24 protein-coding genes are annotated in these 25649 nt (G+C 62.9%); 11 read left to right on the top strand and 13 right to left on the bottom strand.

Going from position 1 to position 25649, the window contains the following annotated elements:
* Nucleotides 1–107 precede the first annotated feature (107 nt).
* The 4 genes from E4Z66_RS10160 to E4Z66_RS10145 all read left to right on the top strand — a co-directional run bounded on the left by E4Z66_RS10160 (nt 108) and on the right by E4Z66_RS10145 (nt 5278).
* Complete coding sequence (locus tag E4Z66_RS10160) at nt 108–953, top strand: enoyl-CoA hydratase/isomerase family protein (RefSeq protein ID WP_136462874.1); 846 nt, start codon at nt 108–110, stop codon at nt 951–953.
* A gap of 180 nt (nt 954–1133) precedes the next feature.
* Nucleotides 1134–2120 carry a zinc-dependent alcohol dehydrogenase family protein gene (locus E4Z66_RS10155; RefSeq protein WP_136462873.1) on the top strand — a complete coding sequence of 329 codons (987 nt, stop codon included), beginning with the start codon at nt 1134–1136 and terminating at the stop codon, nt 2118–2120.
* 118 nt (nt 2121–2238) lie between these two features.
* The gene (locus E4Z66_RS10150) at nt 2239–3852 is read left to right on the top strand and encodes an FAD-dependent oxidoreductase (protein WP_136462872.1); all 1614 of its coding nucleotides are present in this window, start codon (nt 2239–2241) and stop codon (nt 3850–3852) included.
* 172 nt (nt 3853–4024) lie between these two features.
* The gene (locus E4Z66_RS10145) at nt 4025–5278 is read left to right on the top strand and encodes an aminotransferase class V-fold PLP-dependent enzyme (protein WP_136462871.1); all 1254 of its coding nucleotides are present in this window, start codon (nt 4025–4027) and stop codon (nt 5276–5278) included.
* Between the two features lie 276 nt (nt 5279–5554).
* Here the strand turns inward: E4Z66_RS10145 and ptsP are convergent, their stop codons facing one another.
* From ptsP to E4Z66_RS10125, 4 genes are all read right to left on the bottom strand, one after another.
* A complete protein-coding gene (gene ptsP / locus E4Z66_RS10140; protein ID WP_136463091.1) occupies nt 5555–7804 on the bottom strand; it encodes a phosphoenolpyruvate--protein phosphotransferase in 2250 nt (749 codons plus the stop codon).
* Nucleotides 7805–8031: 227 nt separating this feature from the next.
* Nucleotides 8032–9273 (bottom strand): aspartate kinase, encoded by a 1242-nt coding sequence (locus tag E4Z66_RS10135; RefSeq protein WP_136462870.1) that lies wholly within the window; start codon nt 9271–9273, stop codon nt 8032–8034.
* A gap of 95 nt (nt 9274–9368) precedes the next feature.
* Nucleotides 9369–10013 carry an SDR family oxidoreductase gene (locus tag E4Z66_RS10130; RefSeq protein ID WP_136462869.1) on the bottom strand — a complete coding sequence of 215 codons (645 nt, stop codon included), beginning with the start codon at nt 10011–10013 and terminating at the stop codon, nt 9369–9371.
* Between the two features lie 3 nt (nt 10014–10016).
* Nucleotides 10017–10472 (bottom strand): DUF1178 family protein, encoded by a 456-nt coding sequence (locus E4Z66_RS10125; RefSeq protein WP_136462868.1) that lies wholly within the window; start codon nt 10470–10472, stop codon nt 10017–10019.
* Between the two features lie 169 nt (nt 10473–10641).
* On the opposite strand from E4Z66_RS10125, the gene modA reads away from it, so the two are divergent.
* Genes modA through modC form a run of 3 tightly spaced genes read left to right on the top strand, consistent with a single transcriptional unit; the run spans nt 10642 to nt 13164 of the window.
* A complete protein-coding gene (modA, locus tag E4Z66_RS10120; RefSeq protein WP_136462867.1) occupies nt 10642–11388 on the top strand; it encodes a molybdate ABC transporter substrate-binding protein in 747 nt (248 codons plus the stop codon).
* Nucleotides 11385–12086, top strand: a complete 702-nt coding sequence (gene modB, locus E4Z66_RS10115) for a molybdate ABC transporter permease subunit (protein ID WP_136462866.1) — start codon at nt 11385–11387, stop codon at nt 12084–12086. Before modA ends, modB begins: the two co-directional genes overlap by 4 nt.
* A complete protein-coding gene (modC, locus tag E4Z66_RS10110) occupies nt 12076–13164 on the top strand; it encodes a molybdenum ABC transporter ATP-binding protein (RefSeq protein WP_136462865.1) in 1089 nt (362 codons plus the stop codon). The genes modB and modC overlap by 11 nt, the downstream gene beginning before the upstream one ends.
* Here the strand turns inward: modC and E4Z66_RS10105 are convergent.
* Both E4Z66_RS10105 and E4Z66_RS10100 read right to left on the bottom strand, forming a co-directional pair.
* Nucleotides 13155–13919 carry an EcsC family protein gene (locus E4Z66_RS10105; protein WP_136462864.1) on the bottom strand — a complete coding sequence of 255 codons (765 nt, stop codon included), beginning with the start codon at nt 13917–13919 and terminating at the stop codon, nt 13155–13157. The genes modC and E4Z66_RS10105 overlap by 10 nt on opposite strands.
* 31 nt (nt 13920–13950) lie before the next feature.
* Entirely contained in the window at nt 13951–14463 is a 513-nt protein-coding gene (locus E4Z66_RS10100) for a GNAT family N-acetyltransferase (RefSeq protein ID WP_136462863.1), read from the bottom strand.
* 48 nt (nt 14464–14511) lie between these two features.
* On the opposite strand from E4Z66_RS10100, the gene E4Z66_RS10095 reads away from it, so the two are divergent.
* Together E4Z66_RS10095 and E4Z66_RS10090 are read left to right on the top strand one after the other, a co-directional pair.
* Entirely contained in the window at nt 14512–15117 is a 606-nt protein-coding gene (locus E4Z66_RS10095; protein WP_136462862.1) for a flavin reductase family protein, read from the top strand.
* A 93-nt stretch (nt 15118–15210) separates the two neighbouring features.
* Nucleotides 15211–15849: a CatB-related O-acetyltransferase gene (locus E4Z66_RS10090; protein WP_136462861.1), complete on the top strand. Its 639-nt coding sequence runs from the start codon at nt 15211–15213 to the stop codon at nt 15847–15849.
* Nucleotides 15850–15886: 37 nt separating this feature from the next.
* Here the strand turns inward: E4Z66_RS10090 and E4Z66_RS10085 are convergent, their stop codons facing one another.
* Complete coding sequence (locus tag E4Z66_RS10085; RefSeq protein WP_425456131.1) at nt 15887–17521, bottom strand: SulP family inorganic anion transporter; 1635 nt, start codon at nt 17519–17521, stop codon at nt 15887–15889.
* A gap of 298 nt (nt 17522–17819) precedes the next feature.
* On the opposite strand from E4Z66_RS10085, the gene E4Z66_RS10080 reads away from it, so the two are divergent.
* Entirely contained in the window at nt 17820–18704 is an 885-nt protein-coding gene (locus tag E4Z66_RS10080; protein WP_136462860.1) for an S-methyl-5'-thioadenosine phosphorylase, read from the top strand.
* Here the strand turns inward: E4Z66_RS10080 and E4Z66_RS10075 are convergent, their stop codons facing one another.
* Nucleotides 18705–19406 (bottom strand): DsbA family protein, encoded by a 702-nt coding sequence (locus E4Z66_RS10075; protein ID WP_136462859.1) that lies wholly within the window; start codon nt 19404–19406, stop codon nt 18705–18707.
* 65 nt (nt 19407–19471) lie between these two features.
* On the opposite strand from E4Z66_RS10075, the gene E4Z66_RS10070 reads away from it, so the two are divergent.
* Nucleotides 19472–20011 (top strand): adenine phosphoribosyltransferase, encoded by a 540-nt coding sequence (locus E4Z66_RS10070; RefSeq protein WP_136462858.1) that lies wholly within the window; start codon nt 19472–19474, stop codon nt 20009–20011.
* Between the two features lie 13 nt (nt 20012–20024).
* Here the strand turns inward: E4Z66_RS10070 and E4Z66_RS10065 are convergent, their stop codons facing one another.
* From E4Z66_RS10065 to thrC, 5 genes are all read right to left on the bottom strand, one after another.
* A complete protein-coding gene (locus tag E4Z66_RS10065; protein WP_136462857.1) occupies nt 20025–21446 on the bottom strand; it encodes an FAD-binding oxidoreductase in 1422 nt (473 codons plus the stop codon).
* A 39-nt stretch (nt 21447–21485) separates the two neighbouring features.
* Entirely contained in the window at nt 21486–22316 is an 831-nt protein-coding gene (locus tag E4Z66_RS10060) for an MBL fold metallo-hydrolase (RefSeq protein ID WP_136462856.1), read from the bottom strand.
* Nucleotides 22317–22415: 99 nt separating this feature from the next.
* On the bottom strand, nt 22416–23000 hold the full coding sequence (locus E4Z66_RS10055; protein WP_136462855.1) for a GNAT family N-acetyltransferase: 585 nt from the start codon (nt 22998–23000) through the stop codon (nt 22416–22418).
* Nucleotides 23000–24208: a M16 family metallopeptidase gene (locus E4Z66_RS10050; RefSeq protein ID WP_425456134.1), complete on the bottom strand. Its 1209-nt coding sequence runs from the start codon at nt 24206–24208 to the stop codon at nt 23000–23002. The genes E4Z66_RS10055 and E4Z66_RS10050 overlap by 1 nt, the downstream gene beginning before the upstream one ends.
* 50 nt (nt 24209–24258) lie before the next feature.
* The gene (gene thrC, locus E4Z66_RS10045) at nt 24259–25647 is read right to left on the bottom strand and encodes a threonine synthase (protein WP_136462853.1); all 1389 of its coding nucleotides are present in this window, start codon (nt 25645–25647) and stop codon (nt 24259–24261) included.
* Nucleotides 25648–25649 lie beyond the last annotated feature (2 nt).

Genomic DNA, 25649 nt, shown 5'->3' with positions numbered 1-25649 from the left:
TTTTCTCCGATCCTAAACTTAGTCACGCTCCGATGACAGGGATGCCACAGCCTCCTGCCACCCAACACCGCCTTGGCGCAGATCCAAGGCTCAACACGGAGAGAACCATGAAATACGAGAATTTCACGACATTCAGCGTCGACGTCAAAGACGCCATCGCAACGGTCACATTCGATTTCGGGGCGGTCAATGTCCAGGGGCAGGAAATGCTCGCCGACCTCAATAGCCTGGCGATGCGGCTTGAACGTGATCGCAGCGTGAAGGTCGTTGTCTTCCAATCGGCCCATCCGGAAATCTGGGTCTGCCACTACGATACCGAATTGCTCAAGGACATGTCGATCGAAGCGGTCTCGCGCGATGATGCCAAGCTGCTTGATCTGCAAGCGGTCTGCGAACGCATCAGCAAAGTGCCGCAGGCGACCATCGCCAAGCTCGAAGGCTTCGCCCGCGGCGGCGGTCACGAACTGGCGCTGGCGCTTGACATGCGGTTCGCGGCGCGCGGCAAGTACAAGTTCATGCAGATGGAAGTCGGGATGGGAATTCTTCCCTGCGGCGGCGGTGCGTCGCGCATGGCGCGCCAGACCGGTCTGGGCCGGGCGCTGGAGATCATTCTGAGCGCGCAGGACTACGATGCAGATGATGCGGAACGGATGGGCACGATCAACAAGGCGCTGGAACCGGACGAAATCGGGCCTTACGTCGATGCGCTTGCGCAGCGTATTTCCAAATTTCCCGCGGATTCGATCAATGCCTGCAAACAGATGGTCTATGAATCCATCGACAAGCCAATCGACGCCGCGCTGAAGGCCGAGGCCTATTGGCTGTATCAGGCGACAAGCAAAACCCCCGCCATCAAACGCTTCGCGCTGGCCGATGAGCAAGGGCTGGAACATGACATCGAAAACCAGCGCAACTGGAATGACTTGGTGATGCAGGTTCAAGAGATCGTCTGATCCGCCCCCCAAGGGGCCGTGCCTCAACAACGGCATGGCCCCGGAGCAGCGTCGCGCATAGCGGCACGGCAAACACGATTACACCGAAAATCGGAATACTGAACTCCGATATCGACCGATTATTCAAATTCCCGATCTTGTTAGATTGACGGAAACTCAAGGCACCGAAAGGAATACCAGATGAAAACCATGGCACTTTCCGAATATGGACCCGACGCCCCCTTCGCACAGATCGACCTGCCCCAGCCTGCCGCGCAGGCCGGTCAGGTTATCGTCCGCGTCGAGGCCACAAGCGTAAATACCATCGACATGATGCTGCGCAACATGGGCACCGATCTGGGCTTTGCACCCAGCCTTCCGGCGGTTCTGGGCATGGATTTCGCGGGCACGATCGCAGAGGTCGGTGAAGGCGTCACAGGTTTCGCCGTGGGGGACGAGGTATATGGCTGCGCCGGTGGGCTTGCGGACCTTCAGGGCGCGCTTGCCGAATACATGCCCGCCGATGTCCGCCTGATCGCGAAAAAGCCGACATCCCTGTCGATGCGCGAAGCCGCGGCCATCCCCTTGGTTGGGATCACCGCCTATGAGGGCCTGAAACGCGCCGGTGTCAGCAAAGGTCAAAAGGTACTTGTCCATGGCGGCTCCGGCGGTGTGGGCCATATCGGCGTGCAGCTGGCGCGGTCACTGGGGGCCGAGGTCTTCGCCACGGACACGGGTGAGCAGCGCCTTTCCGTCGTGCGCGAGCTTGGCGCGGAACCAATTGACTTCAAAACCGAAACCGTCGCGGATTATGTCGCCAAACATACCGGCGGCGCAGGGTTCGATGCAGTTCTCGATACGGTCGGGGCCGCCAATCTGACGAACTCCTTCGAGGCCGTCGCGCTGAATGGCCACGTGGCGACCACCTTGGCGCTGGCGGAATTGGACCTGTCTCCGGCCCACCTCAAGGGCGCATCGCTGCATGTCGTCTTCATGCTGATCCCGATGCTCCATGACGCGGGCCGCGAAACCCACGGGGCGATCTTGGCCGAATTGGCGGCGCTGGCCGATAGTGGTGCCTTGAAACCGGTCGTCGACGCGCCACACTTCTCGCTCACAGAGGTCGGCGCAGCCTATGACCGGCTGGCAAGCGGAAACGCCATCGGCAAGGTCGTGGTCGAGGCGTAACCTCCAAAGCAGCGCGGCGCGTCCTTCGATGCGCCGCGCGTCATGGGTGCCGGACCGCCATAGCCGTTGAAGACCGCGACCGACCGGACGTTGACGGACCAAAGCCGAAGGACACGCCATGGAAAGTTTCGCTGACAATCTTGCGCAGATGGGCCGGACCCCGCTGCATGACGACCATGTCGCGGCACTTCGCAAAGCGGGCACGCCCCGCAGCTATGGCGCTGGCGACATCGTCATCCGGCCCGGCGAGCCGATGACCGAATTTCTTTATATCGAGTCTGGCGAAATCGAAGTGGTCTATCCGTCTTCCGGGGATCGGATGATCGCGGCCACCATGGGCCCGACCCAATTCACCGGAGAGATCGGCCTGCTGTCCGGCGCGGTGTCCATGTTCCAGCTGCAGGCCTGCACACAGACCGACGTTATCGTTGTGGAACGCTCCACCCTGGCGGAACTGATGTCCCGCATTCCGGAAATGAGCGATATCATCCTGACGGTCTTCGCCGCCCGCCGCCGCGGGAATGTCGAGCATGGGCAGACGGTGCTGAAGCTGATCGGGGCCGACATTGACCCGGAGATTCAAAGAATTGCCCAATTCGCGTCGCGCAACCGGATCGCCGCGCAATTGATCGACCTGAACGATGCTGATGGCGATGACGCGGCGGACACCGCCTCCGGGGCCGACCGCGAGCCAGCCGTTTGGTTCGGCGGCGAGAGGGTCAAGGATCCGACCCCAGCAAAACTGGCCCGCGCCTTGGGGCTGGAACTGACACTTTCCGATGACGAGGTGATCGACGTGCTGATCGTTGGCGGCGGTCCTGCCGGTGTTGCCGCAGGCGTCTATGCCGGGGCCGAGGGGCTATCGGCTGTCGTAGTCGAGGATATCGCCATTGGGGGTCAGGCCGGCACATCCAGCCGGATTGAAAATTACATGGGCTTTCCCACGGGCATTTCAGGCGGTGATCTTGTTTGGCGCGGTGAAGTGCAGGCCATGAAATTCGGCACGCGCTTTGCAATGCCGGTGCGGGTCACGGCGCTGACGCGGCGCGATGGTGTGTTCCACGCCACCTTGTCGAACGGCAATCAGATTTGCGCCAAGGCCGTCGTGGTCGCGACCGGCGTGCAATATCGCAAGCTCCCGCTGGACCAGTTCGACAGGTTCGAGGGCGCGGGCATCTATTACTCCGCGACCGAGATGGAGGCCCGATTCTGCCGTGGAACCGACGCCGTCATCGTGGGCGGCGGGAATTCTGCGGGTCAGGCCGCCATGTTCCTCAGCCGCAAGGCACGGCATGTGCACCTTCTGGTGCGTTCAGGCGATCTGGCGAAATCCATGTCCAGCTACCTGTCCTCGCGGCTTGATGCCGACCCGCGCATCACCGTGCATTTCAACACAGAGATACGCCAACTCCATGGGGAGGATCGGCTGACAGCCCTGACCGTGCACAACAAGGCAACGGAGGAGACCCGGCGAATCGAGACCCAGGCCACCTTCATCATGGTCGGGGCCGCGCCCAATACGAACTGGCTTGAAGATCACGTTGCCCTGGACAGCCGGGGATTTGTGCTGACCGGGCCGGAGAATGGCGGGCGGTCGCAATTTGAAACCTCAAGCCACGGAATTTTCGCAGTGGGCGACGTGCGCGCGGGCTCTGTCAAACGCGTGGCGTCCTCGGTCGGAGAAGGCTCTGTCGTGATGAGCGCCGTCTGGGAGCACGTCAAAGGCGACTAACCCCGTTTTCGGTGGTCGGCGAGCCCCCCAAGCTGCGGGCGGGCGAAAATCGGTTTGCCCGCTTTGCAGACAGTATGACCATGCTTTGCGCGTCAGGTACACGGCGGCTCTGGTAACCCGGACAAAAGGCGGGCAGGTTCCGGCGGAAAACTCAGCGAAGGAGCACACACTCGTGTTGGCAGAAATTCCAGGATTGCTTGATACTATCAGATCGCGGTTCGCTCATGTGGACAGCTGCCCGTTCGACGGCCCGCGCGTGTTCTTTGAAAATGCGGGCGGTGCGCTGACCCTGAACAAGGTTGTCGAAACCTCCGCAAAATTCGCGGCGATCCCGGACAATCAGGGGCGGGACAACCCGGCCTCGGCGGCGCTGATGGACATCATCGCCAAGTCCAAGGAAGACACGATGACCTTCTTCGGCGCGTCGTCGGGGCAGGTCTTTGTGGGCGAAAGTGGCACAGAACTGCTGTTCCGGCTGCTGCGCACGGCAATCATGAATGCGGGTGGCGGCGAAGTCCTTGGGTCCACCGTGGAACACCCGGCCTCGCGCTCCGCCTGTGCGAAATGGGCCGAACGCGCGGGCCTGCCCTATATACAAGTGCCGCATGACGCGGAACTGGGCCTTGTGACGCCGGACGCCTATCGCGCCCATGTGACCCCGCAGACCCGCGTTGCGACGATCCTGCACACCTCCCCCGTCAGCGGCATGGGGCAGGATGTGGCGGGTATCGCCGCCGCGATCCGCGCCGTCGCGCCGGACTGCCTGATCATCGTCGATGGCATCCAACATGCCTGCCATGGCGGGATCGACATCGATAGCTATGACATCGATGGTTACGTGATCTCGCCCTACAAGGTGTTCTCGCGGCACGGCTATGGCATTGCCTGGGTGTCCGACCGCTTTGGCGCACAGCCCCACGATTCACTGGTGGGCGGCCCGGCGCTTGGCTGGGAATTCGGCACGCGCGATACGGGCAGCTACGCCACGTTCTCCGACGTGGTCGATTACTTCGACTGGCTGGGCGGCGAGGTGTCGCAAGAAACCGACCGCCGCCGCCGGATCGAAGCAGCGGGTGAGGCGATCCACGCCCACGAACATGCCCTGACCCAAGCCATGCTTTATGGCACGGGCAACCAGAAGGGACTGATCGAAATGCCGGGCGTATCGGTGCTGGGCGGCGCCGAGAATGCCGCGCGCGAGGGGCTTGTTTCGGTCGTTGTGGATCATGTGCCCGGCCCCGAAGTGGTGGCGCAACTGCGCGACGCGGGCATCCGCACGCACCTGCGCAAAGCTGACCATTATTCCGGCAACATCCTTGATCCGCTTGGCTTGAAGGACTGCACCCGCGTGTCGCTGGCCCATTACAACACGCTTGGCGAGGTCGCAGCTTTCCTCGCCGCCATGTCCGAGATTTGCGAGAAATAACGCTTACCGAAGCACCCGCCGCGACTTACCCACAGGCGCGGCGGGCGGCATGACCGATAATGCCACAAAAGTATAATTCACCCCGGATTATTAGACAAGTTTTGCGGCAAAAGTCGCAAAAAAGACAAATCATGCCAGCGCCGCTTCCCCTCAAATCTGAGGATAACCTGGCAGGCCACACAAAGCGGATTTTGTCCACAGCCTCAGCGCTGCCCTAGAAGTCACCGGCTTCATTGCAACTTTCGATTGACCCGCGAAACCCTCGGATCGCGCGGATCAATCCGCTGACCCGGACTGCGCCAGATGCTCCATCAGGGCCGGACGCACGCTCATGTCGCCCCGCTCACGCGCGTCGGTGATGACTTTGCGCACCGCGTCCAGATCGCTCCGCAGCAGCAGGCTTTTCACTGGCCCGATCGAGGCCGGGCGCATCGACAGGTTGTGTACGCCAATCGCGGCAATGGCCAAAGCCTCCACCGGACGGCCCGCATCTTCGCCGCAGAAGCTGACCGGCGTGTTCGTTTCGCGGCACCGCTCAACAATCTGTTCGATCAGGCTGAGAAAGCTGACATTGAGCGTATCATAACGCCGCCGCACGCGCTCGTTCTCCCGATCGGCGGCAAAGAAAAACTGCTTCAGATCGTTGCCACCGATGGACAGGAAATCGACCTCTTCAAAGAAGCGGCGCGAGGCAAAGGCGATACTGGGAGTCTCCAGCATGGCGCCGACTTCCAGCTTGCTTGGCAGGGGATGCCCCAGTTTGCGTTCCCGCTCCAACGCCTTGTCGACCTCGGCGCGGGCAGATGTGTATTCTTCGTATTGTGCGATGAAGGGGAACATCACCGTCAGCGGACGACCATCGGCCGCCCGGATCAGCGCCTGCAACTGCATCCGCAGCACGCCCGGCTTGTCCAGCCCCACGCGGATCGCGCGCCAGCCCAGCGCCGGGTTCGGCTCATCCGTCGGGCGCATATAAGGCAGCACCTTGTCCGACCCGATATCAAGCGTGCGGAAGACCACGCGCTTGTCCTGCGCAGCATCCAGAACCCGCGCATAGATCGACACCAGTTCAGACCGGCGCGGCATCTGGTTGCGCACAAGAAACTGCAATTCCGTACGGAACAGTCCCACCCCCTCGGCGCCAGAGCTTTGCAGCGACGGCAGATCGGCCATCAACCCGGCATTCATGAACATGCCAACCGTCTTGCCACAGCGCGTCGTCGCCGTTCTTTCGCGGATCGAGGCGTATCGCGTCTGCGCTTCGGCCTGCATCGCGATCTTGTCGCGGAAAGCGTTCACGATCGTGTCGTCCGGGCGCAAGTGAACGATCCCCTGATCGCCATCGACCATGATGTGATCGCCGTTCAGCGCCTCTGTCGTTATGCGCGGCGCATTGACCACCAGCGGAATCGCAAGCGCCCGTGCCACGATCGCCGCATGTGACCCGACAGAGCCTTCCTCAAGCACGATCCCCTTCAACGCGCGGCCATATTCAAGCAACTCGCCCGGCCCGATATTGCGCGCAATCAGGATCGGATCGCTGGGCATCTCGGCCCCGGTGTTTTTGCCCTGCCCGGTCAGGATTCGCAGCAGCCGGTTGGACAGATCGTCCAGATCCGCCAGCCGTTCGCGCAGGTAATTGTCCTTTGACTGGCCGATCCGGCCACGGGCCAGCGATTGCTCTTTCTCGACCGCAGCTTCGGCCGACAACCCGCGCGAGATGTCTTCCTGCATACGCCGCATCCAGCCTTTGGAATTGGCGAACATGCGATAGGCTTCAAGGACTTGCGCCTGGTCCTTGTCGTGCTGCGCCATCGCCAGCATCTTGTCCACACCCACACGCAATTCGTCCACGGCAGACATCAGCCGTTCCATCTCGCGGTGGGGATCTTCGGCAATCGGGTTGACGACGACCACGCGCGGCTCGTGCAGCCAGACATGACCCTCTGCCGCGCCTTCCTGCGCCGCAGTGGCGCGCAACATGACCGGTTGCGAATGACGCGCCGAAAGGGCCGCGCCCTCCCCGACGAACGCGCCAAGCTCCGTCATTTCGGCCAAGACCATCGCCACGACTTCCAGCGCATAGACTTCGTCGGAACTGAATTCGCGCGCCTCTTTCGACTGCACGACCAGAACGCCAAGGCTGTCGCCAAGGCGCTGAATCGGCACCCCAAGGAAACTGGAGAAGATTTCTTCGCCCGTTTCCGGCATATAGCGAAACCCGCGGGCCGACGGCGCATCCGCCGTATTCACGATCTGCCGCCGCCGCGCGACGCGGCCCACAAGACCTTCGCCCAGCTTCATCCGGGTCTGGTGAACCGCCTCGGATTTCAGACCTTCGGTCGCGCAAAGTTCGAGCGTTTCATCATCGCGGAACAGATAGATCGAGCAGACCTCGCAGCCCATGGAGCCAGCGACCAGCCGCGTGATCTTGTCAAGACGGGCCTGACCGGGATCATCGCCCGCCATGAGATCGCGCAACCGCCCAAGCAGTTTGCGGCTTTCTGTCTCGAAACCATCGGCCATTCTGGCCTGCCCCCCGTTCATCTTGCGGCTTGCAGCATAGACCACAGCCCGGCGCGAAGCGAAACGGAATTCTGATAAAACGCTACGGTTTTTCCCGCTAAACGGGCAGTTTCGGGGCAACCAGCCCAGGTCTGCACAGCCAGCGACCCGGCATCAAGGGCGTGGATGCGCGCCAGAACAGTCCAGCGCGCACAGTTGGGGCAGATGTCGTTCGCCGGGCTGGCCGATCAGGCCGCCTTGTCCAATTCGAACGCATCGTGCAGCGCTTGCACGGCCAATTCCATGTACTTGCGGTCAATCAGGACGGAAATCTTGATCTCCGACGTGGTAATGACCTGAATGTTAATGCCTTCTTGGCTCAGGCACTGGAACATCTTCGCCGCAACCCCGGTGTGCGACCGCATCCCGATACCCACAACCGATACTTTCGCCACGTCCGTATCTGCGATGATTTCGGCAAAGTTCAGAACACCGTCCGACTTGGCCTGCTCCATCGCCTTTTCAGCGCGGGCCACCTGATCGGTGGGGCAAGAGAACGTCATATCCGTGCGCCCCTCTTCCGAGATGTTCTGCACGATCATGTCCACAAGAACGCCAGCCTCGGACAAAGCGCCAAAGATCAGCGCCGCAATGCCCGGACGGTCGGCAACGCTTACCAGCGTCATCTTCGCTTCGTCCCGGCTATAGGCCACACCGGCCACAACGTTATTTTCCACGATCTCATCCTCCGCACAGACCAATGTGCCCGCCTGGTCGTTCATCTCGTCTTCAAAGCTGGAGAGCACCCGCAGCTTCACGTTATACCGCATCGCCAGCTCGACAGAGCGCGTTTGCAGCACTTTCGCCCCCAAAGAGGCCAATTCCAGCATTTCCTCAAAGGAAATCTTGTCCAGCTTGCGCGCTTTCGATTCGATCCGCGGGTCGGTGGTGTAGACGCCATCCACATCGGTATAGATATCGCAGCGCTCCGCGCCGAACGCGGCGGCAAAGGCCACGGCTGTGGTGTCGCTGCCGCCCCGGCCCAGTGTGGTGATACGGCCCTCCGGGCTGATCCCCTGGAAGCCCGCGACAACAGCCACGCGCATCCCTTCGCCGAATTTCGCGTTGATGTTGTCGGTGGGAATCTCGTTGATCCGCGCCGATCCATGGGCGGAACTTGTCAGCAGCGGCACTTGCCAGCCTTGCCAAGAGCGCGCCGGAATGCCCATTTCCTGAAGGCGCAGCGCCATCAACCCGGCGGTGACGTTCTCCCCCGAGGAGACAACGGCGTCGTATTCGCGCGCGTCATACAGCTTGGATGTCTCGTTGACCCAGCCGACCAATTCATTGGTCTTGCCCGACATGGCAGAGACGATGACGATCACGTCATAGCCATTCGCCACTTCCACGCCGACACGTTTGGCAACGCGGGCGATCCGGTCCAAGTTCGCGACGGATGTCCCGCCGAATTTCATCACCAAGATGGGCATGGTTTATCCCGGCCTCACGAAAACTTCGCAGCCGTTTACGCGCCCCCCGCCCTAGGCGCAAGCCTGCCACGCAAGGGGCGACGTGAAAATCGGGATCACAAAGGGTGGTCGCGGCCGTCCCAGGTTCGGAAACAGCCGGTGCTTTGCAGATCAAGCTCGTCAAAGCGGGCCTTGAGCCCCGACGCGGCTTCATCCACCGAAATCTCCGCCGTGCCGCCGCCCATATCGGTGCGCACCCAGCCCGGATGATAGATGCCCACGGCGATGCCTTCGGGCTTGAGATCGACCGCAAGGTTACGGCCCAGATTCAGCGCAGCGGCTTTTGATGCGCGGTAGATATAGCTGCCGCCCGGCGCCTTGGTCTGAGAGGCCATCTGGCTGGAAATAATCGCGATCTTTGGCGTTTCGGCCGCGCGCAGATTGTCCTTAAGCGTCTGGATTGTCAGGAAAACGCCCGTCACATTGACCGCGAATGTCTGCGCCCACAAATCGGCATCGTACCCGGTGGCAATGTCGTGCCCCTTGTCCAGATAGACCCCCGCATTGCAGATCAGCAGATCGACCGGCTTACCGGCCAGCCCCTCTTTCAGCACAGAGAACTCTTCGGGCCGGGTCACATCCAGCGACACTTCCGTATCGGGGCCGCGGCTGGTGCCAAGGACATGCGCGCCCGCCGCACGATAGTCACGCGCAAGCGCTTCGCCGATGCCACGGTTCGCACCGGTAATCACAACTGTCATTTTTCAATTCGTCTTTCGTGTCGGAGTAAAGGGAAGCGGCATCACAGGCACGCCCTCATCGATCAGCGCCTTTGCTTCCGCAGGTTTCGCCTCACCATAGATCGCACGCTCGGGCGCGTCACCCAGATGCATCGCCCGCGCTTCCTTGACGAAATTCTTGCCCACATAGTCGGAATTCGCTTCGACCTGCCGCTTCATCTCTGCCAGCAGCTGGCGCATCTGCGCTTCGGGCACTTTCGCCACGGATTGCGTGGGTTCCGCCGCCCTTTGCGGCACGTCCGGCTGTTTCGTCCGGCTGGTTCCAACATGCGGCGCCATGATGCCTTTCTCGACCTCGATCGATCCGCATACGGCGCAAGATACATGCCCCGCCGCTTTCAGCGAGTCATAGGCGTCAGACGACTTGAACCAGCTTTCAAAACTGTGGCCGCTCGCACATTTCAAACTGTACTGTATCATGTCAGCACTCTACCTGTTCACGCTTTAACACTTAGTCAATCATACGTGGCGATCAAGCCGAACCTGCGTCCAGTTCTGCGCCGCCGCGTGGTGCAGCCCCGCTGCGAAACCGCAACCCCGACCAATTGCAGCTTGCCCTGATGTGAAAGCTCGGGCTACCTCGACGGTCATGTTACGGGCTTTGCCGACACGGTTTTTCCTTGCCTGCCTGATGTGGGCGCTGGCTGCATCTTTCGCGGCCAGTGAACCTGCGCGCACGCTTTTTGCCGCCGCGTCGCTTGGCGATGCCCTGGCCGAGATTCTGAAAGAGGACGATGTGCGCGTTTCGCTTGGTGGCAGCGGCGCGATTGCCCGGCAGATCGACAATGGTGCGCCCGGCGACGCGGTGATGCTTGCCAACCCTGTATGGATGGACTGGCTGGACTCCCGTGGACATCTGCGCGCGGGCACCCGCAGCGCGCCAATCGCCAATCGCCTTGTGCTGGTCGGCCCGCCCGGCGCCCCGCCGCTGCCGGGGCTTACCCGCACCGCGCTGCTGGACCGGCTTGGGCCGGAGGGGCGGCTTGCCATGGGCGAACATCGATCCGTTCCGGCGGGGCAATATGCCCAGGACTGGCTGTCGCGGAAGGGGCTTTGGGATGCGCTTCGCCCGCGGTTGGCAGAGACAGACAATGTCCGCGCCGCCCTCGCCCTCGTTGCGCGGGCAGAGGTGCCGCTGGCCATTGTCTATGCCTCTGACCTCGTGGCCGCGCCGCAAGCCGCATCGCCCGTCTGGCACATCCCACCCGAAGATCAGCCGCGCATCCGCTACGCGCTGGCCGCGCTGACGCCCAAGGGCGACGCGCTGATCGCGGCCCTGCAAACCCCTGAAGCGCTTGAGGTTTTCCGGCGCTTCGGCTTCGAGACAGCGCCATGATGCTGGATCCGGCCGGATGGGAAGCGCTGTTGCTGTCCTTGCGCGTGGCCTTCGTCGCGACGCTGTGTGCCCTGCCGGTTGCGCTGTGGCTGGCATGGCTGCTGGCGCGGCGCGAGTTTCCGGGCAAGGCCGTCCTGTCGGCATTGGTGCATTTGCCCCTTGTCCTGCCGCCGGTGGTCACGGGCTATTTGTTGCTGGTGGCATTTGGACGAAACGGCCCACTTGGCCAGTTTTTCGAGGCCACGCTGGGCCTGACCTTTGCTTTCCGCTGGACTGGCGCCGCGCTCGCCGCCGCGATCATGGGCCTGCCCCTGATGGTCCGCGCCATCCGCCTTGCGCTGGAGGCTGTGGACCCAAGGCTGGAACAGGCCGCCGCGACCCTTGGCACACCTCGCTGGGCGGTGTTCACCCGCATCACCCTGCCCCTTGCCCTGCCCGGCGTGCTTGCGGGCGCGGTCATGGGATTTGCCAAGGCAATGGGCGAATTCGGCGCAACCATCACTTTCGTCGCGAATATCCCGGGCGAGACTCAAACCCTGCCCTCTGCCATCTACGCCTTGCTGCAAATCCCGGGGCAAGAGGGACCAGCGGCGACCCTCGTCCTATGGGCCGTCGCGATATCGGTAGGGGCCGTGCTGCTGTCCGAATGGTTGGCGCGGCGACTGGCCCGCCGGATCGGAGGACGCGATGCAGTTTGACCTGCGCCTGCGCCACGCCTTGCCCGACCTGACCCTGGATATCGCCTTGCAGGGCGGTCCCGGCGTCACTGCTCTTTTCGGCCCCTCCGGGGCGGGCAAAACAAGCATTATCAACGCAGTTGCCGGGCTTTTTCGCCCGGACCATGGCCGCATGACACTTGGCGACCGGGTGCTGTTCGATGACCGGGTGTGGTTACCGCCAGAGCGGCGGCGCATGGGGTATGTCTTTCAGGATGGGCGACTGTTCCCCCATCTGACCGTGCGCGAGAACCTCCGCTTTGGCGCGCCCTACAGCGCCGACGCGCCGCCATTGGACGAGGACACACTGATTGACCTACTCGCCCTCGCGCCGCTGCTCAATCGTCGTCCGCGCACCCTGTCGGGCGGAGAGACCCAGCGCGTCGCGCTCGCCCGCGCGCTGCTATGCGCACCGCAGATGCTGCTGATGGATGAGCCGCTGGCAGCGCTGGACGGCCCCCGGAAAGAGGACATCCTGCCCTATCTTGATCGGGTGAAATCACAGGCGGGCATCCCGATCCTGTATGTCACCCATGCGGTGGATGAGATCGCCCGGCTGGCGGACCATGTGGCGCTGCTGCAGAACGGGCGGATCACCCTGCACGGACCCGTCTTCGACGTGCTGTCCGATCCTGCCGCAATGCCCCTGCTGGGCGTGCGCGAGGCGGGGGCGATCCTCCATGCGGTCGTGGCCGATCACGGCGCAGATGGCCTTACGCGCCTGTCCGTCGGGGGACAATTCATGGAACTTCCGGGGGTAGATGCCGCGCCGGGCGAACAGTTGCGCCTGCGCATTCTCGCCCGCGATGTGATCCTGTCGCGGACCCGGCCCGAGGGGTTGTCGGCCCGCAACATCCTGTACACCACGATCGACGCGCTCCAAACCGGGCGGGGTCCGGGCACGGCCGTCGTGCTGCAACTGGAAGGCCAGCGCCTGCTGGCCCGTGTGACCGACCGATCCGTCGCGGATTTGGCGCTTGCCCCCGGTCAGGCGGTCTATGCCATCGTCAAATCCACATCCGTGGCACGCTCTGCCATGATGCGGTTGGGTCAGGACTGAACGTCCGGCCCGGTCAGCTCTTTCTGCAATGCGCGCAGCAGGGCGTGCTCATTGATCCCCGTATCCACGGAAAGCTTGCGCAACCCGAACTGCACATGCGCCATTTCACGGTAATATCCGGTATAGGCGAAGTTGATCGCCGCCCCTGCCGCCGCCCCAAGGATCGGCACCGCTTGCGCCGCCAGCTTCTGGCCCAGCGCCCCGGCGAGCTTCGGCGAGACCGCCGCCAGCACCTTTTGTAACGCCGCCCCGTTCAGCGCCAGCCGGGCGGAGATAAACGCCGTTTCCGCCCCGTCATCCTGATCGAGCGGACCCGCAGAGGCGAAGACGGTCAGACAGTCGAACTGGACGCTCTCCTCCGCCGGGTCGAAATCATATTCCGCCGCGACGCCCTGAATGATGCGCATCAGCAATGTCACCGTCACGGGAAGCTCGGCCAGGGCGGTGGCCGTCCCGCCGATTCCGCCAGCCGCCCCCATGGCCGCGCCAACCGCCGTGTTCACCCATCCGGGCTGATCGGGAACCGCGCCCCGGCTGACATGAGCCGCCTTGGAGGCCTGCACAAGGGCGCTGCGTGTCGCGCCATCCAGCCCGATGCGAACCGGCCCCGGCAGACGCCCCAGCCAGGATTCGGCCTGACCGCCCAGCGCATTGATCACCGTGATCCCCACGCCCGAAGCGTTTCGGTGCCGCGTCGCCAGATTGCGGATCTTGGCCAAAACCGGGGCGGGCAATTCGATATGCTGTGTGTTCATGGTCAAAAGGTTGTCTCGAAACCGGCGGGTTTCAACCCTTCCAGCGCGAGACCTTGCCCGAAACCCCATTCCACGCGCCCGGCGTCAGCGATCGCCCCAACACCCGCGCCGGGTTGGTCGGCGGCGGCATGCGCACGCCCGAGAGCTTCTCGAATCCGAACCGCTGGTAGTAAGGCGCATCCCCAACCAAAAGCACGCGGTCCCAACCTTGCGCGCGCGCAAGCGTGTCATGAATCAACTGCCCGCCCAGCCCCTCGCCCTGACGCGTCGGGTGTACCGCTACCGGCCCCAGCAACAAGGCAGGCGCGCGGCCCACATGGACGGGCCAATAGCGGATAGCACCGGACAGAATCCCAAGTTCGTCCCGGGCGGTCACGCACAGCTCCGGCACCGGGTCGATTCCATCGCGCAGCCGGTAGGAACTCAGCGCCTCGCGACCCGGCGCAAAGCACAGGTCATAGAGAGCTTCGACCTCCCAAAGGTCGTGCGCTGCCTCCTGCGTGAACTGATACACCTGCCCCGCCCCTGCTTCCCGGACTGGCATTCGGCCTAGCATGAGGGTACGGGTTTGCCAAACCGATACGGAGGTCTCATGTTCTATCGTCCCGCAGACGGTCACGGTCTGCCCCACAACCCGTTCAACGCCATCGTCACACCGCGCCCGATCGGCTGGATTTCGACGAAAGGCGCAGATGGGATCGCCAATCTGGCGCCCTACTCTTTCTTCAACGCGGTTGCCTATGTCCCGCCGCAGGTGATGTTCGCGTCCACCAGCGCCAAGGACGATCAGGATGGCACCAAGGACAGCGTTGCCAATATCCGCGCAACCGGCGTGTTCTGCGTGAATATCGTCGAAGCCGCCGCACAGAACGCGATGAACGTCACCTCTGCCACCTTCCCGGCGGGCACGGACGAATTCGCTGAAGCCGGGCTGACCGCTGCGCAATGCGAGACGATAGATTGCCCAAGGGTGGATGGCGTTCCCGCCGCGCTGGAATGCCGGATGACGCAGATCGTCAAGATCGAGGGAGAAACCAACTATGTCGTGTTCGGGGAAGTGACCGGCGTGCATATGCGCGACGATTGCCTGAACGATGGCCGCTTCGACGTGACCCGGTTCCAGCCGCTCTCACGGCTTGGCTATCGCGATTACACGGTGGTGCGCGATGTGTTCGAACTTGAACGCCCCGATGACTGACGCGGCGCTCGCGCTGCCCTTCTGCGGGACGGCGGGCGGGGCGATCTGCGCGGCACATAGCCGTGCAGGAGCGCCGCTCCGGCGGAGCTTGCCATGATCTTCCCCGACCCGGCCCGCACCCATCCCGTCACCCTTCCGGACGGCACGGTGCATCCGGGCACCGTCTTTCTGTCGCGCGTGATCGACCACCCGAATTTCCATGTGGGCGATTTCACCTATGCCTCGGATTTCGCCCCGCCCTCCGACTGGGCCAGCCAGCTTGCGCCCTATCTCTTTCCGGGCGGCACAGAGCATCTGCATATCGGGAAATACTGCCAGATCGCCCATGCTGTGCGCTTTCTGACCGCTGGGGCCAATCACGCGCAGGACGGCCTGACCTGTTTTCCCTTCCCGATCTTCGATCCCGCGACCTTGGCGGGCTACCAGCCGGATACCCGCGACACCGTCATCGGCCATGATATCTGGTTCGGTTACGGGGCCCTGATCCTGCCCGGCGCGCATATCGGCCATGGCGCGATCATCGGCGCCGGTGCGGTCGTGCGCGGCACTGTCCCGCCCTATGCGATTGTCACGGGCAATCCCGGCACCGTGATCCGCCACAGGTTCGATACCAAGACCGCCGCGCGGCTTTTGGAGCTGGCATGGTGGGACTGGCCGCCGGAAATCGTGGCAAAAGCCCGGCCCGCGCTGATGGCAGGCGATCTGGCCGCATTGGAACGCGCCGCGCCCTGAACCATTCCGGGTCCGCTGGGCACGGCGCTTTGTGCGCTTAGTGACCGCCGCCGAACAGGCCGCGCTGCACCGCGTAATCTGCCGCGATTTGATATTCGGGATCATCATCGGCTTCGTCGATGATCAGCCCGGTCTTGCTTAGCAGCGCCTTGCAATCACGGCTCAGGTGCCGCAGGTGCAGCTCCTTGCCCTCTTCCGCATAGCGCCCCGCCAGTGTCTCGATCGCGTTGAGCGCGGATTGATCCGCAACCCGGCTTTCCGCGAAATCGATGAACACCTTTTTCGGATCGCCTTTGACGTCGAAAATCTCTTGGAAGCCTTCCGCCGAGCCGAAGAACAGCGGCCCGTCCACCTGATACACTTTCGCCCCTTCCGGCGTCGTGTAGGCCCGCGCATGGATGCGGCGGGCATTGACCCACGCATATTGCAGCGCCGAAACGATCACGCCGACGACAACCGCCACGGCAAGGTCTTCCAGCACGGTGACAACCGTCACAAGGATCGTCACGAAGCTGGCGAACTTGGTCGAAACGCGCATGATCCGGAACGTGTTCCATGCGAATGTGCCGATCACGACCATGAACATCACGCCCACCAGCGCAGCCAGCGGAATCTGCTCGATCAGCGGGCTGGCGAAGAGGATGAAGCTCAGCAGGAACAGCGCCGCCGCGATCCCGGCGATGCGCGTGCGCCCGCCCGATTTCACGTTGATCATGGATTGTCCGATCATCGCACAGCCACCCATGCCGCCGAAAAAACCGGTCACGGTGTTGGAAATCCCCTGCGCGATGCACTCCTGGCTCGCCCCGCCACGCTGGTCCGTCATCTGGTTCACAAGGTTCAGTGTCAGCAGGCTTTCGATCAGGCCGATCGCCGCCAGTACCAGCGCATAGGGGAAGATGATCTCAAGCGTGTCGAAATTCAGCGGCACGGACGGGATATGGAACGGCGGCAGACCACCTTCGATGGACGCCATGTCGCCCACGCGCGGAACGTCCAGATTGAAACCGATCACGATCAGCGCCACGATCAGAATACCCGCCAGCGGTGCCGGAAACGCGCTGGTGATCTTGGGCGTGGCCCAGATAATCAGCATGGTCAACGCGACCAGAGCCAGCATCAGATACAGCGGCCAGCCGCTCAACCATTCGCCGCCCGACATGCCGTGGCCCGACGCCTCGGCGCTGCCCGGCACCTGAAACTGCGTCAATTGCGCCAGGAAAATCACGATCGCCAGCCCGTTCACAAAGCCCAGCATCACCGCATGTGGCACCAGCCGGATGAACTTGCCCAGCTTGAACACACCCGCAAGGATTTGCATGATCCCCATCAGCACCACGGTGGCGAACAGGTATTCGACCCCGTGTTCCGCCACCAAAGCCACCATGACGACGGCCAACGCGCCCGTCGCGCCCGAGATCATGCCCGGACGGCCGCCGATCAGCGCTGTGATCAGCCCCACAAGAAACGCCGCATACAGCCCGACCAGCGGGTGAACCCCGGCCACGAAGGCAAAGGCGACGGCTTCGGGGACAAGGGCAAGCGCCACGGTCAACCCGGACAGGATTTCGGTTCGCAACATCTCTCCGACCGGGCGATTGTCGCTTACCGGACGGATAGAAAGGGACGCGGACAAGTTACGGGCAAAGCTGGAATAGCTGCTATCGGCCAAAACGTGGCTCCTTGAAGGGATCGTTGTGCGATTTGTCGCGGCGCTAACACAAGGCGCGCCAAGGCGCCACACCTAACCGCCCGGCGCGGGCGGAGTTGTGGCACGGTCGCGGCGAACGCCCCGTATCCTTGCACTGCGCGGCCCCATTCGGCAGCGCAGGCGGCGACGCCACAGGTCCCGCCCCCCCAGCCTTCGCCCCAGTCACGAAGAAATGCGCCGATCCCCCGACCGCACGCTTGAAACCTGCACGCCGCTTGGCCAGTGTTGCCGCACAGCAGCAAACCCGAGGATGCCCGCCATGACCCAGCCCCAGACAGACACCATGATCGCCGTGATCGGCGGCTCTGGCATCTATGAAATCGACGGGCTGGAAGACGCCACATGGCAGACGGTGGAAACGCCTTGGGGTGCGCCTTCGGATCAGATTCTGACCGGCACGCTGGATGGGGTGAAGATGGCGTTCCTGCCCCGCCACGGGCGCGGGCATGTGCATTCCCCCTCAACCGTGCCCTACCGCGCAAATATCGACGCGCTCAAACGGATCGGCGCGACGGATGTGATCTCTGTCTCGGCCTGCGGATCATTCCGCGAAGAGCTGGCACCAGGGCATTTCGTGATTGTCGATCAGTTCATCGACCGCACCTTCGCGCGGGAAAAATCCTTTTTCGGCACAGGCTGCGTCGCGCATGTTTCTGTCGCGCACCCAACCTGCCCGCGCCTGTCGGACGCCTGCGAAACTGCGGCCAAGGGGGCGGGCATCACCGTCCACCGGGGCGGCACCTATCTGGCGATGGAAGGGCCGCAATTCTCGTCGATCGCGGAATCGAAGATGTATCGCGTGGCGTGGGGCTGCGACGTGATCGGCATGACGAACATGCCCGAGGCGAAGCTCGCCCGCGAGGCAGAGCTTTGTTACGCCTCCGTCGCGATGATCACCGATTACGATAGCTGGCACCCGGAACATGGCGCTGTCGATATCAACGACATCATTGCCACGCTGGGCGCCAATTCCGACAATGGCCGCGCGCTGGTCAAGGCGCTGCCCGCCCTTCTGGGGGCAGAGCGCACAGCCTGCCCGCATGGCTGCAACCGGGCGCTGGAATTCGCGATCATGACCGCGCCGGACAAGCGCGACCCGGCCGTGCTGGCGAAACTGGACGCGGTGGCGGGCCGGGTTCTGTAGTCAGGGGCGCACCAGCGCCTCCAGCTGGTCTGTTTCGATCGCGCCCAGCACAACCTTGCGCCCGGCTGCGATCCCCGGCGTGCCGCTGATCCCCAGACGCGCGGCGGCAGCGGCGGTTTGCTGCAACCGGCGCGCGACCTCTGGCCCGGCCATATCCTGGCGCAGCATCGCACCATCCAGCCCGGCTGTTTCGGCCACGGTGCTGAACCAACTGGCTGTGGGCTTCACGCCTTGCCGGGCCAAAGCTTGCGTGAACTCGGCGTAGCCGTCCTGAAGATCCGCCGCCACAGATGCCCGCGCGGCCCAACCCGATAGCGGGCCAAGTAACGGCAATTCATGCCAATTCGCGCGAAGGACGCCCGCGTTTTCCAATGCCTTCACACGCGGCACCAATTCCCGGCAATAAGGGCAGAAATAGTCTGAAAACACCGCGACCGGTACTGTGTCGCGGCGCGGATAAAGCACGTTCTCCAGCAGCGCGGGGTCAAGCGGTTCTGGCCCCTCGTCCAGCCCGATTGTCGCGAAATCCGCCCCGCTCAGCCCGCTGATCCCACCGGCAGAGGCAAACGACCAGCCCGGCGCACCATGGATCGCCCTGAATTCCAGTGCCGCACGGCGCTGAACGCCATAGCGCTGCCAAAGCGCCATAATAGCGACCATCCCGCCGCCCAGCAACAATCCGCGCCGTCCAAATCCTGCCATTTCGCTTGCCTTTCCCTGCCCGGCTGGCCCACAACCGCAGCGTAACCGACTGCAAAGAGCCGCCAATGCCAAATCACAAAACCGTTCAGGATTACATCCGCACCATCGTCGATTTCCCGCATGAGGGCATCATGTTCCGCGATGTGACCACCTTGTTCGCCGATCCGCGCGGACTTCGGCTGGCGGTGGATCAGATGCTTCACCCCTATGCTGGGACGCGCATCGACAAGGTTATCGGGCTGGAAGCGCGCGGCTTCATCCTGGGCGGTGCCATCGCGCACCAATTGTCGGTCGGCTTCGTGCCGATCCGCAAGAAGAGCAAGCTGCCCGGTGCGACGATCTCGGAGGCATATACGCTCGAATATGGCGAAGCGGTCGTGGAAATCCATGACGACGCGATTCAAGCGGGCGAGAAAATCCTGCTGGTCGATGATCTGCTGGCCACGGGCGGAACCGCCGAGGCGGGTATCAAACTGGTCGAACGGCTGGGCGGCGAAATCGTCGGCTGCGCCTTCGTGATCGACCTGCCCGATCTTGGTGGCCGGGCCCGGCTGGAGAAGATGGGCATGGACGTACACGCGCTGTGCGCCTTCGAGGGCGAGTAACCCTTGATGCGTCTTAGCCGCGTGCGGGCAACACAGCGCCGGGATTCATGATCCCCAACGGATCAAGCGCATCCTTGATCGCCCGCATCGCGGCCAGTTTCACCGGATCGCCATAGCGTTGCAGATCGCCGACCTTGAGCCGGCCAATCCCGTGTTCTGCACTGACGGAGCCGCCAAGTTCATGCACCAGATCATGGACCGCGCGCTTGATGTCATCGCGCTGCTCCACATGGTCCTGCCGCGTGCGGCCCGGCGCGGGGAACACGTTGTAATGCAGATTACCGTCGCCGACATGGCCGAAACAGTTGATCCGAAACGCCCCCAGCCCCGCGATGATCGCGTCGCCGCGTTCGATGAATTCCGGAATGGCGCTGAGCGGGACCGAGATATCATGGCTCGACACGGACCCGATCCTGCGGTTCGCTTCGGGGATATGCTCGCGCACGGACCAGAATTCTGCCGCTTGCGCTTCTGACTGCGCGATAAGCCCGTCATCCACCAGACCCGCCTCAAGCGCTGCGCCGAACAGCTCCTCCAGCGCGCCCGAGGCGCTTTGCCGCGCGGGCAGGCCAAGGTCGATCAGCACCGTCCATTCAGGCGGCTCGGCGAAGGGTTGGCGCACGTCCGGCAAGGTTTCCGTCAGGAATTCAAAGCCTTGCCGATGCATCAACTCGAACGCGCTGACCCCGTCGCCCAGCATATCGCGCGCCATGGCCAGCAGTTTCAGCGCGGCCTGCGGCGAGGCCACCGCCATCAACGCCGTGCCGGTTGCGCGCGGAAGCGGCCACAGCTTGAGCGCAGCGGCGGTGATCACACCCAAGGTGCCTTCAGAGCCGATCAACAGATTGCGCAGATCATAGCCGGTGTTGTCCTTGCGCAGTCGCGACAAGCCATGCCAGACCGTGCCATCGGGCAGAACGGCCTCCAACCCAAGGCACAAATCGCGCGCATTGCCATAGCGCAGCACACCGGTGCCGCCAGCATTGGTCGCCAGATTGCCGCCGATCCGCGCGGTCCCCTCCGCCGCCAGTGACAACGGGAAAAGCCGGTCCGCGCCAGCGGCGGCAGCTTGGACATCCGCCAGAATCGCGCCTGCCTCTGCCACCATTACGTTTTCCTCAGGATAGACCGCGCGAATGGCGGTCATCCGTTCCAGCGACAGCAAAAGCGGCGCAGGCCCGTCTGGCGCGATCTGCCCGCCCACAAGCCCCGTTCCGCCGCCATAAGGGACAATCGCCACCTTGTGCTGCGCTGCAAGACGGACGAGGGCGGCCACCTCATCGGTCGATCGCGGCGCGGCGATCAGGCCAGCATTCCCCGCCCACCTGCCGCGCGGCTCTTCCAGATAGCGCGCTTCAGCCGGACGAAGCACCTCCGGCGGCAGGGCTTGCAGGATCAGGGTACGAAAGCGGTCATCGGCAGCATTTAGTGTCATGGCCCCTACCCTTGACAGATCGGCGGCGAAGGCAAGCGCTTACTCGGTATCGCGGAGCCATTCGGGATGCAAAACCATGATCGTGGGCCGCCCCGGCAATCGGTCCATGGACACTTCGATGGACGACCCGGGCACGCGGACGACTTGGAAATCCTCCTGCATATCCGCCAAGAAGCGCTGCAAGGTAGTCTCGCCAAACCAATGCATCGGAATGACGATAGAGGATCGCAGCCGCTGCAAAATCCGCGTCATGGTCGGCAGATCCACCGTCATGCCACCATCGACCGCCGCCATGACCACATCAAGCCGACCGATCGCGGCGTATTGCTCGGCCGTTGGTTCGTGGTGCAGGTGACCAAGATGCCCGATGCACAGCCCCGCCATCTCAAAGATGAAGATCGAATTGCCCTCGGTCTCCGTCCCGCCATAGGCGCTGCGAATATCGGTCGAAACATTGCGTATCAGAACCTCGCCCAACTCAAGCTCGTGATCGATACCGGTGCCGAATTCCGCGCCCCAGCCGGGCAGAACATGCGGGATCGCGGGGTCAGGCGACGCGGTCCAGTGGGTCGAATGGGCGTGGTTCATGGTGACCACATCGGGAATCATATCGACGCTTCCGATAAAGCCCGTGAAATCCGTCACCATGTTCAGCCCGCCCGCGCTTTGGATCAGGAATGACGCATGGGCGATATAGCGGATGCGCACGGTTTCGTCGGGCAGAGGCGCGGTCCAGCTGGCGCGCTGAGTATATTCAAGGCCCGGCGCGGCATCTGCAAGCGCGCGGCAATGGCTGGGCGTCCGGGTGGGCTGCTGCTGCGCCAGCGCGGGCGCGGCCAAGAGCGACAGGAAGAGGAAAAGGCGTAACATGACATCTCCTTTCGACAAGGGGATGTTAGCGCGCCGCGGCTTTATGTCAGCATCACTTTTTCGCGCCGGACCTTTGCCCGCCGGGCAATGCCTTCAATTTCAGCTTGTTTCCAACCGGCCCCGCCGATCATTTCGCAGCGACGCATACAGCACATGGTTGCGCCAGCGCCCGTCAATCTGAAGGTAGCTTTGCGCCACGCCTTCATATTTGAACCCGCATTTTTCGAGCAACCCGCGCGAGGCGGCATTCTGCGGCAGGCAGGCCGCTTCGATCCGGCTGAGATCCTGCTGAACAAAGGCGTGATGCAGAACAGCGAGAATGGCTTCCTGCATATATCCCTGCCGCGCGTAGTGGACGCCGGTCCAATAACCCAGCGTGCCCGATTGCGATGGCCCGCGCCGGATATTGTCGAGCGTGATCGCCCCAAGCAGCGCGTCATCCTCGCGCCGGATCAGGAACAGGGGCACCGCGCTGCCCGAATTGATCGACCGCTGCGCCCAATAAACGCGATTGGTGAATGCCTTGCGCGACAGATGGTCATCGGCCCAACGCGGCTCCCACGGGACCAGATGCGCTTCGCTTGTCTGCCGCAGGGCAACCCACGGCCGGAAATCCGCATGGACCGGCGGGCGCAGAGTCAGCCGTTCCGTCTCAATCCGGACTTTGCGGCGCGGCAGCAACATCAGGCAGCGCGCCTCTCCTGCAATTGCTGCAAGGCGGGCGCCGACTCCACGGGTCCATAGAGCGCCAAAGCCGCTGGCGCCTTCAGAACCATCTGCGACGCGAATTGGCGCACGCCATCCACCGTCACGGAATTGATCCGGTCGATGGTTTCCTGCAACGCCGGAACGCGGTCCCAGATATGGATCATCCGTGCCAGACGTTCGGCGCGGCTCGACGGGCTTTCCAGCCCCATCAACAACCCGGCCCGCATCTGCGCACGCGCCCGCGCGACCTCGGCCTCTGACATATCGTCGGCAGCGCGCTTCATCTCGTCCACGGTGATCCCCGCCAATTCCGGAAGCTGTTCCCCCGATGTGCCGGAATAGATCGTCATCATGCCCGTATCGGCATAAGCCCCGGCTTGAGCGAAAATCGTATAGCACAGCCCGCGGACTTCGCGGATTTCCTGAAACAACCGGGAGGACATACCGCCGCCAAGGATCGAGGCATAAACCTGCGCCGTATAGAAATCCTCGCTCCGGTAGCCGGGCGATTCAAAAGCCAAGGCGAAATGCGCTTGCTCCAGATCCTTGACCTCGCGGGTTTCGCCGCCTTCAAACCGGGCGGGGTCCGCATCCAGATGACCACGGGGCGGCAAGCCGCCAAACAGGTCTTCGGCCATCTTGCACAACGCGTCGTGATCGACAGCGCCCGCCGCCGACAGGATCATCTGATCGGGGCCGTAATGTTCATGCACGAACCCGGCAAGATCATCGCGGGAAAACGCGCTGACACGTTCGGACGGGCCAAGAATGGTCCGGCCAATGGGTTGTTCGGGATAGGCTTTTTCCTGAAGCCAGTCAAAGATCACATCATCGGGCGTATCAAGCGCCTGCCCGATCTCTTGCAGGATCACGCCGCGCTCGATCTCGATCTCTTTGGGATCGAATTCCGGGTTCAGCAGGATATCCGCGATCACATCGACCGCCAGCGGCACATCTTCGCCCAGCACACGGGCGTAATAGGCCGTCACCTCGCGCGAGGTATAGGCGTTGATATAGCCACCCACATCTTCGATGGTTTCCGCAATCTGCAACGCTGTACGCCGCGCGGTTCCCTTGAAGGCCATATGTTCAAGGAAATGCGCGATTCCGTTTTGTTCGGCCCGCTCATGGCGCGCGCCTGCCGTGACCCAGATGCCGACCGCCGCCGAGGACAGACCCGGCATGTGTTCGGAGACAACGCGAAACCCGTTGGAAAGCCTATGTGTCTTGACCGTCAACCCGCGATTTTCCCTTTGATATGAGCCTGAAGCGCCGCCAGATCGTTGGGCACTCTCTCAAGCCGTTCCGGACGCTCATACAGGTCCGCCATACGGGATGGAAGGGGCGGTCTGACACCAGTCGCGGCCTCGACCGCATCGGGGAATTTCGCCGGATGCGCAGTGGCAAGCGTGATCATCGGCGTGGCCCCATCAAGATGCGCTTCAGCGACCTTCACGCCAATGGCGCTGTGCGGGCAGAGCAGCTCGCCAGTGCCCTTGAGGCTGGCGGCGATCTGGGCGGAGGTTTCCTCTTCCGACACGCGACCCGAGGCGTAGATTTCGCGCAGCGCCTGCATGGCGCCCTGGCTGATATCGAACCCGCCCGATTTCAGTTCTTCCATCAATTGCGCGACCGCCTTGCCATCACGCCCATAGGCGTCGAAAAGCGCGCGTTCGAAGTTGGACGATACCTGAATATCCATCGACGGGCTGATCGAAGGGATCGTTTCCCCCTTGTGATAGCCCTGCCCCGACAAGGCACGGTGCAGGATGTCATTCTGGTTGGTGGCCACCACCAGACGGTCAATCGGCAAGCCCATGGAGCGCGCGATATAGCCCGCGAAGATATCTCCGAAATTGCCGGTCGGCACCGTGAAGCTGACCTTGCGGTGCGGCGCGCCAAGGGCCACCGCACTGGAGAAATAATAGACGACCTGCGCCAGCACCCGCGCCCAGTTGATCGAATTGACCCCGGCCAGTTTCACACCGTCGCGGAAATCGAAATCGTTGAACATATCCTTCAGCCGCGCCTGACAATCATCGAAATCGCCATCCAGCGCCAGCGCATGCACATTGCTTGCCGCCGGTGTCGTCATCTGGCGACGCTGCACTTCGGACACGCGGCCATGCGGGTACAGGATGAACACATCGACATTGTCCAGACCGGCGAAGGCCTCGATCGCGGCAGATCCGGTATCGCCCGACGTCGCGCCGACGATGGTCACACGTTCGCCCCGGCGTTTCAGCGCCGCCTGAAAAAGCTGCCCGATCAATTGCATCGCGAAATCTTTGAAGGCCAGCGTCGGACCGTGGAACAACTCCAGCAGGAAATGCCCCTGCCCCAGTTGCACCAGCGGCGCGCGGGCATCGTGATTGAACCCGGCATAGGCGGCATCGATCAGGCCGCGAAACTCTGCATCGGTGAAGGTGTCGCCAACAAAGGGGCGCATCACACGAAAGGCGATTTCCTCATAGGGCAGGCCCGCCAGCGCGGCGATGTCCTCGGCGCTCATCTGCGGGATCGTTTCGGGCACATACAGCCCCCCATCCCGCGCCAGCCCCGACAGCATCGCGTCTTCAAAGGTAAGAACGGGCGCCTGCCCACGAGTGGAGACATAATGCATCA

Origin of the sequence: Aliishimia ponticola, from assembly GCF_004803475.1 — a bacterium.
Taxonomy (GTDB): domain Bacteria; phylum Pseudomonadota; class Alphaproteobacteria; order Rhodobacterales; family Rhodobacteraceae; genus Aliishimia; species Aliishimia ponticola.
Note: the sequence above shows the minus strand (reverse complement) of the source record. Positions and strands in the feature narration are given on the sequence as shown.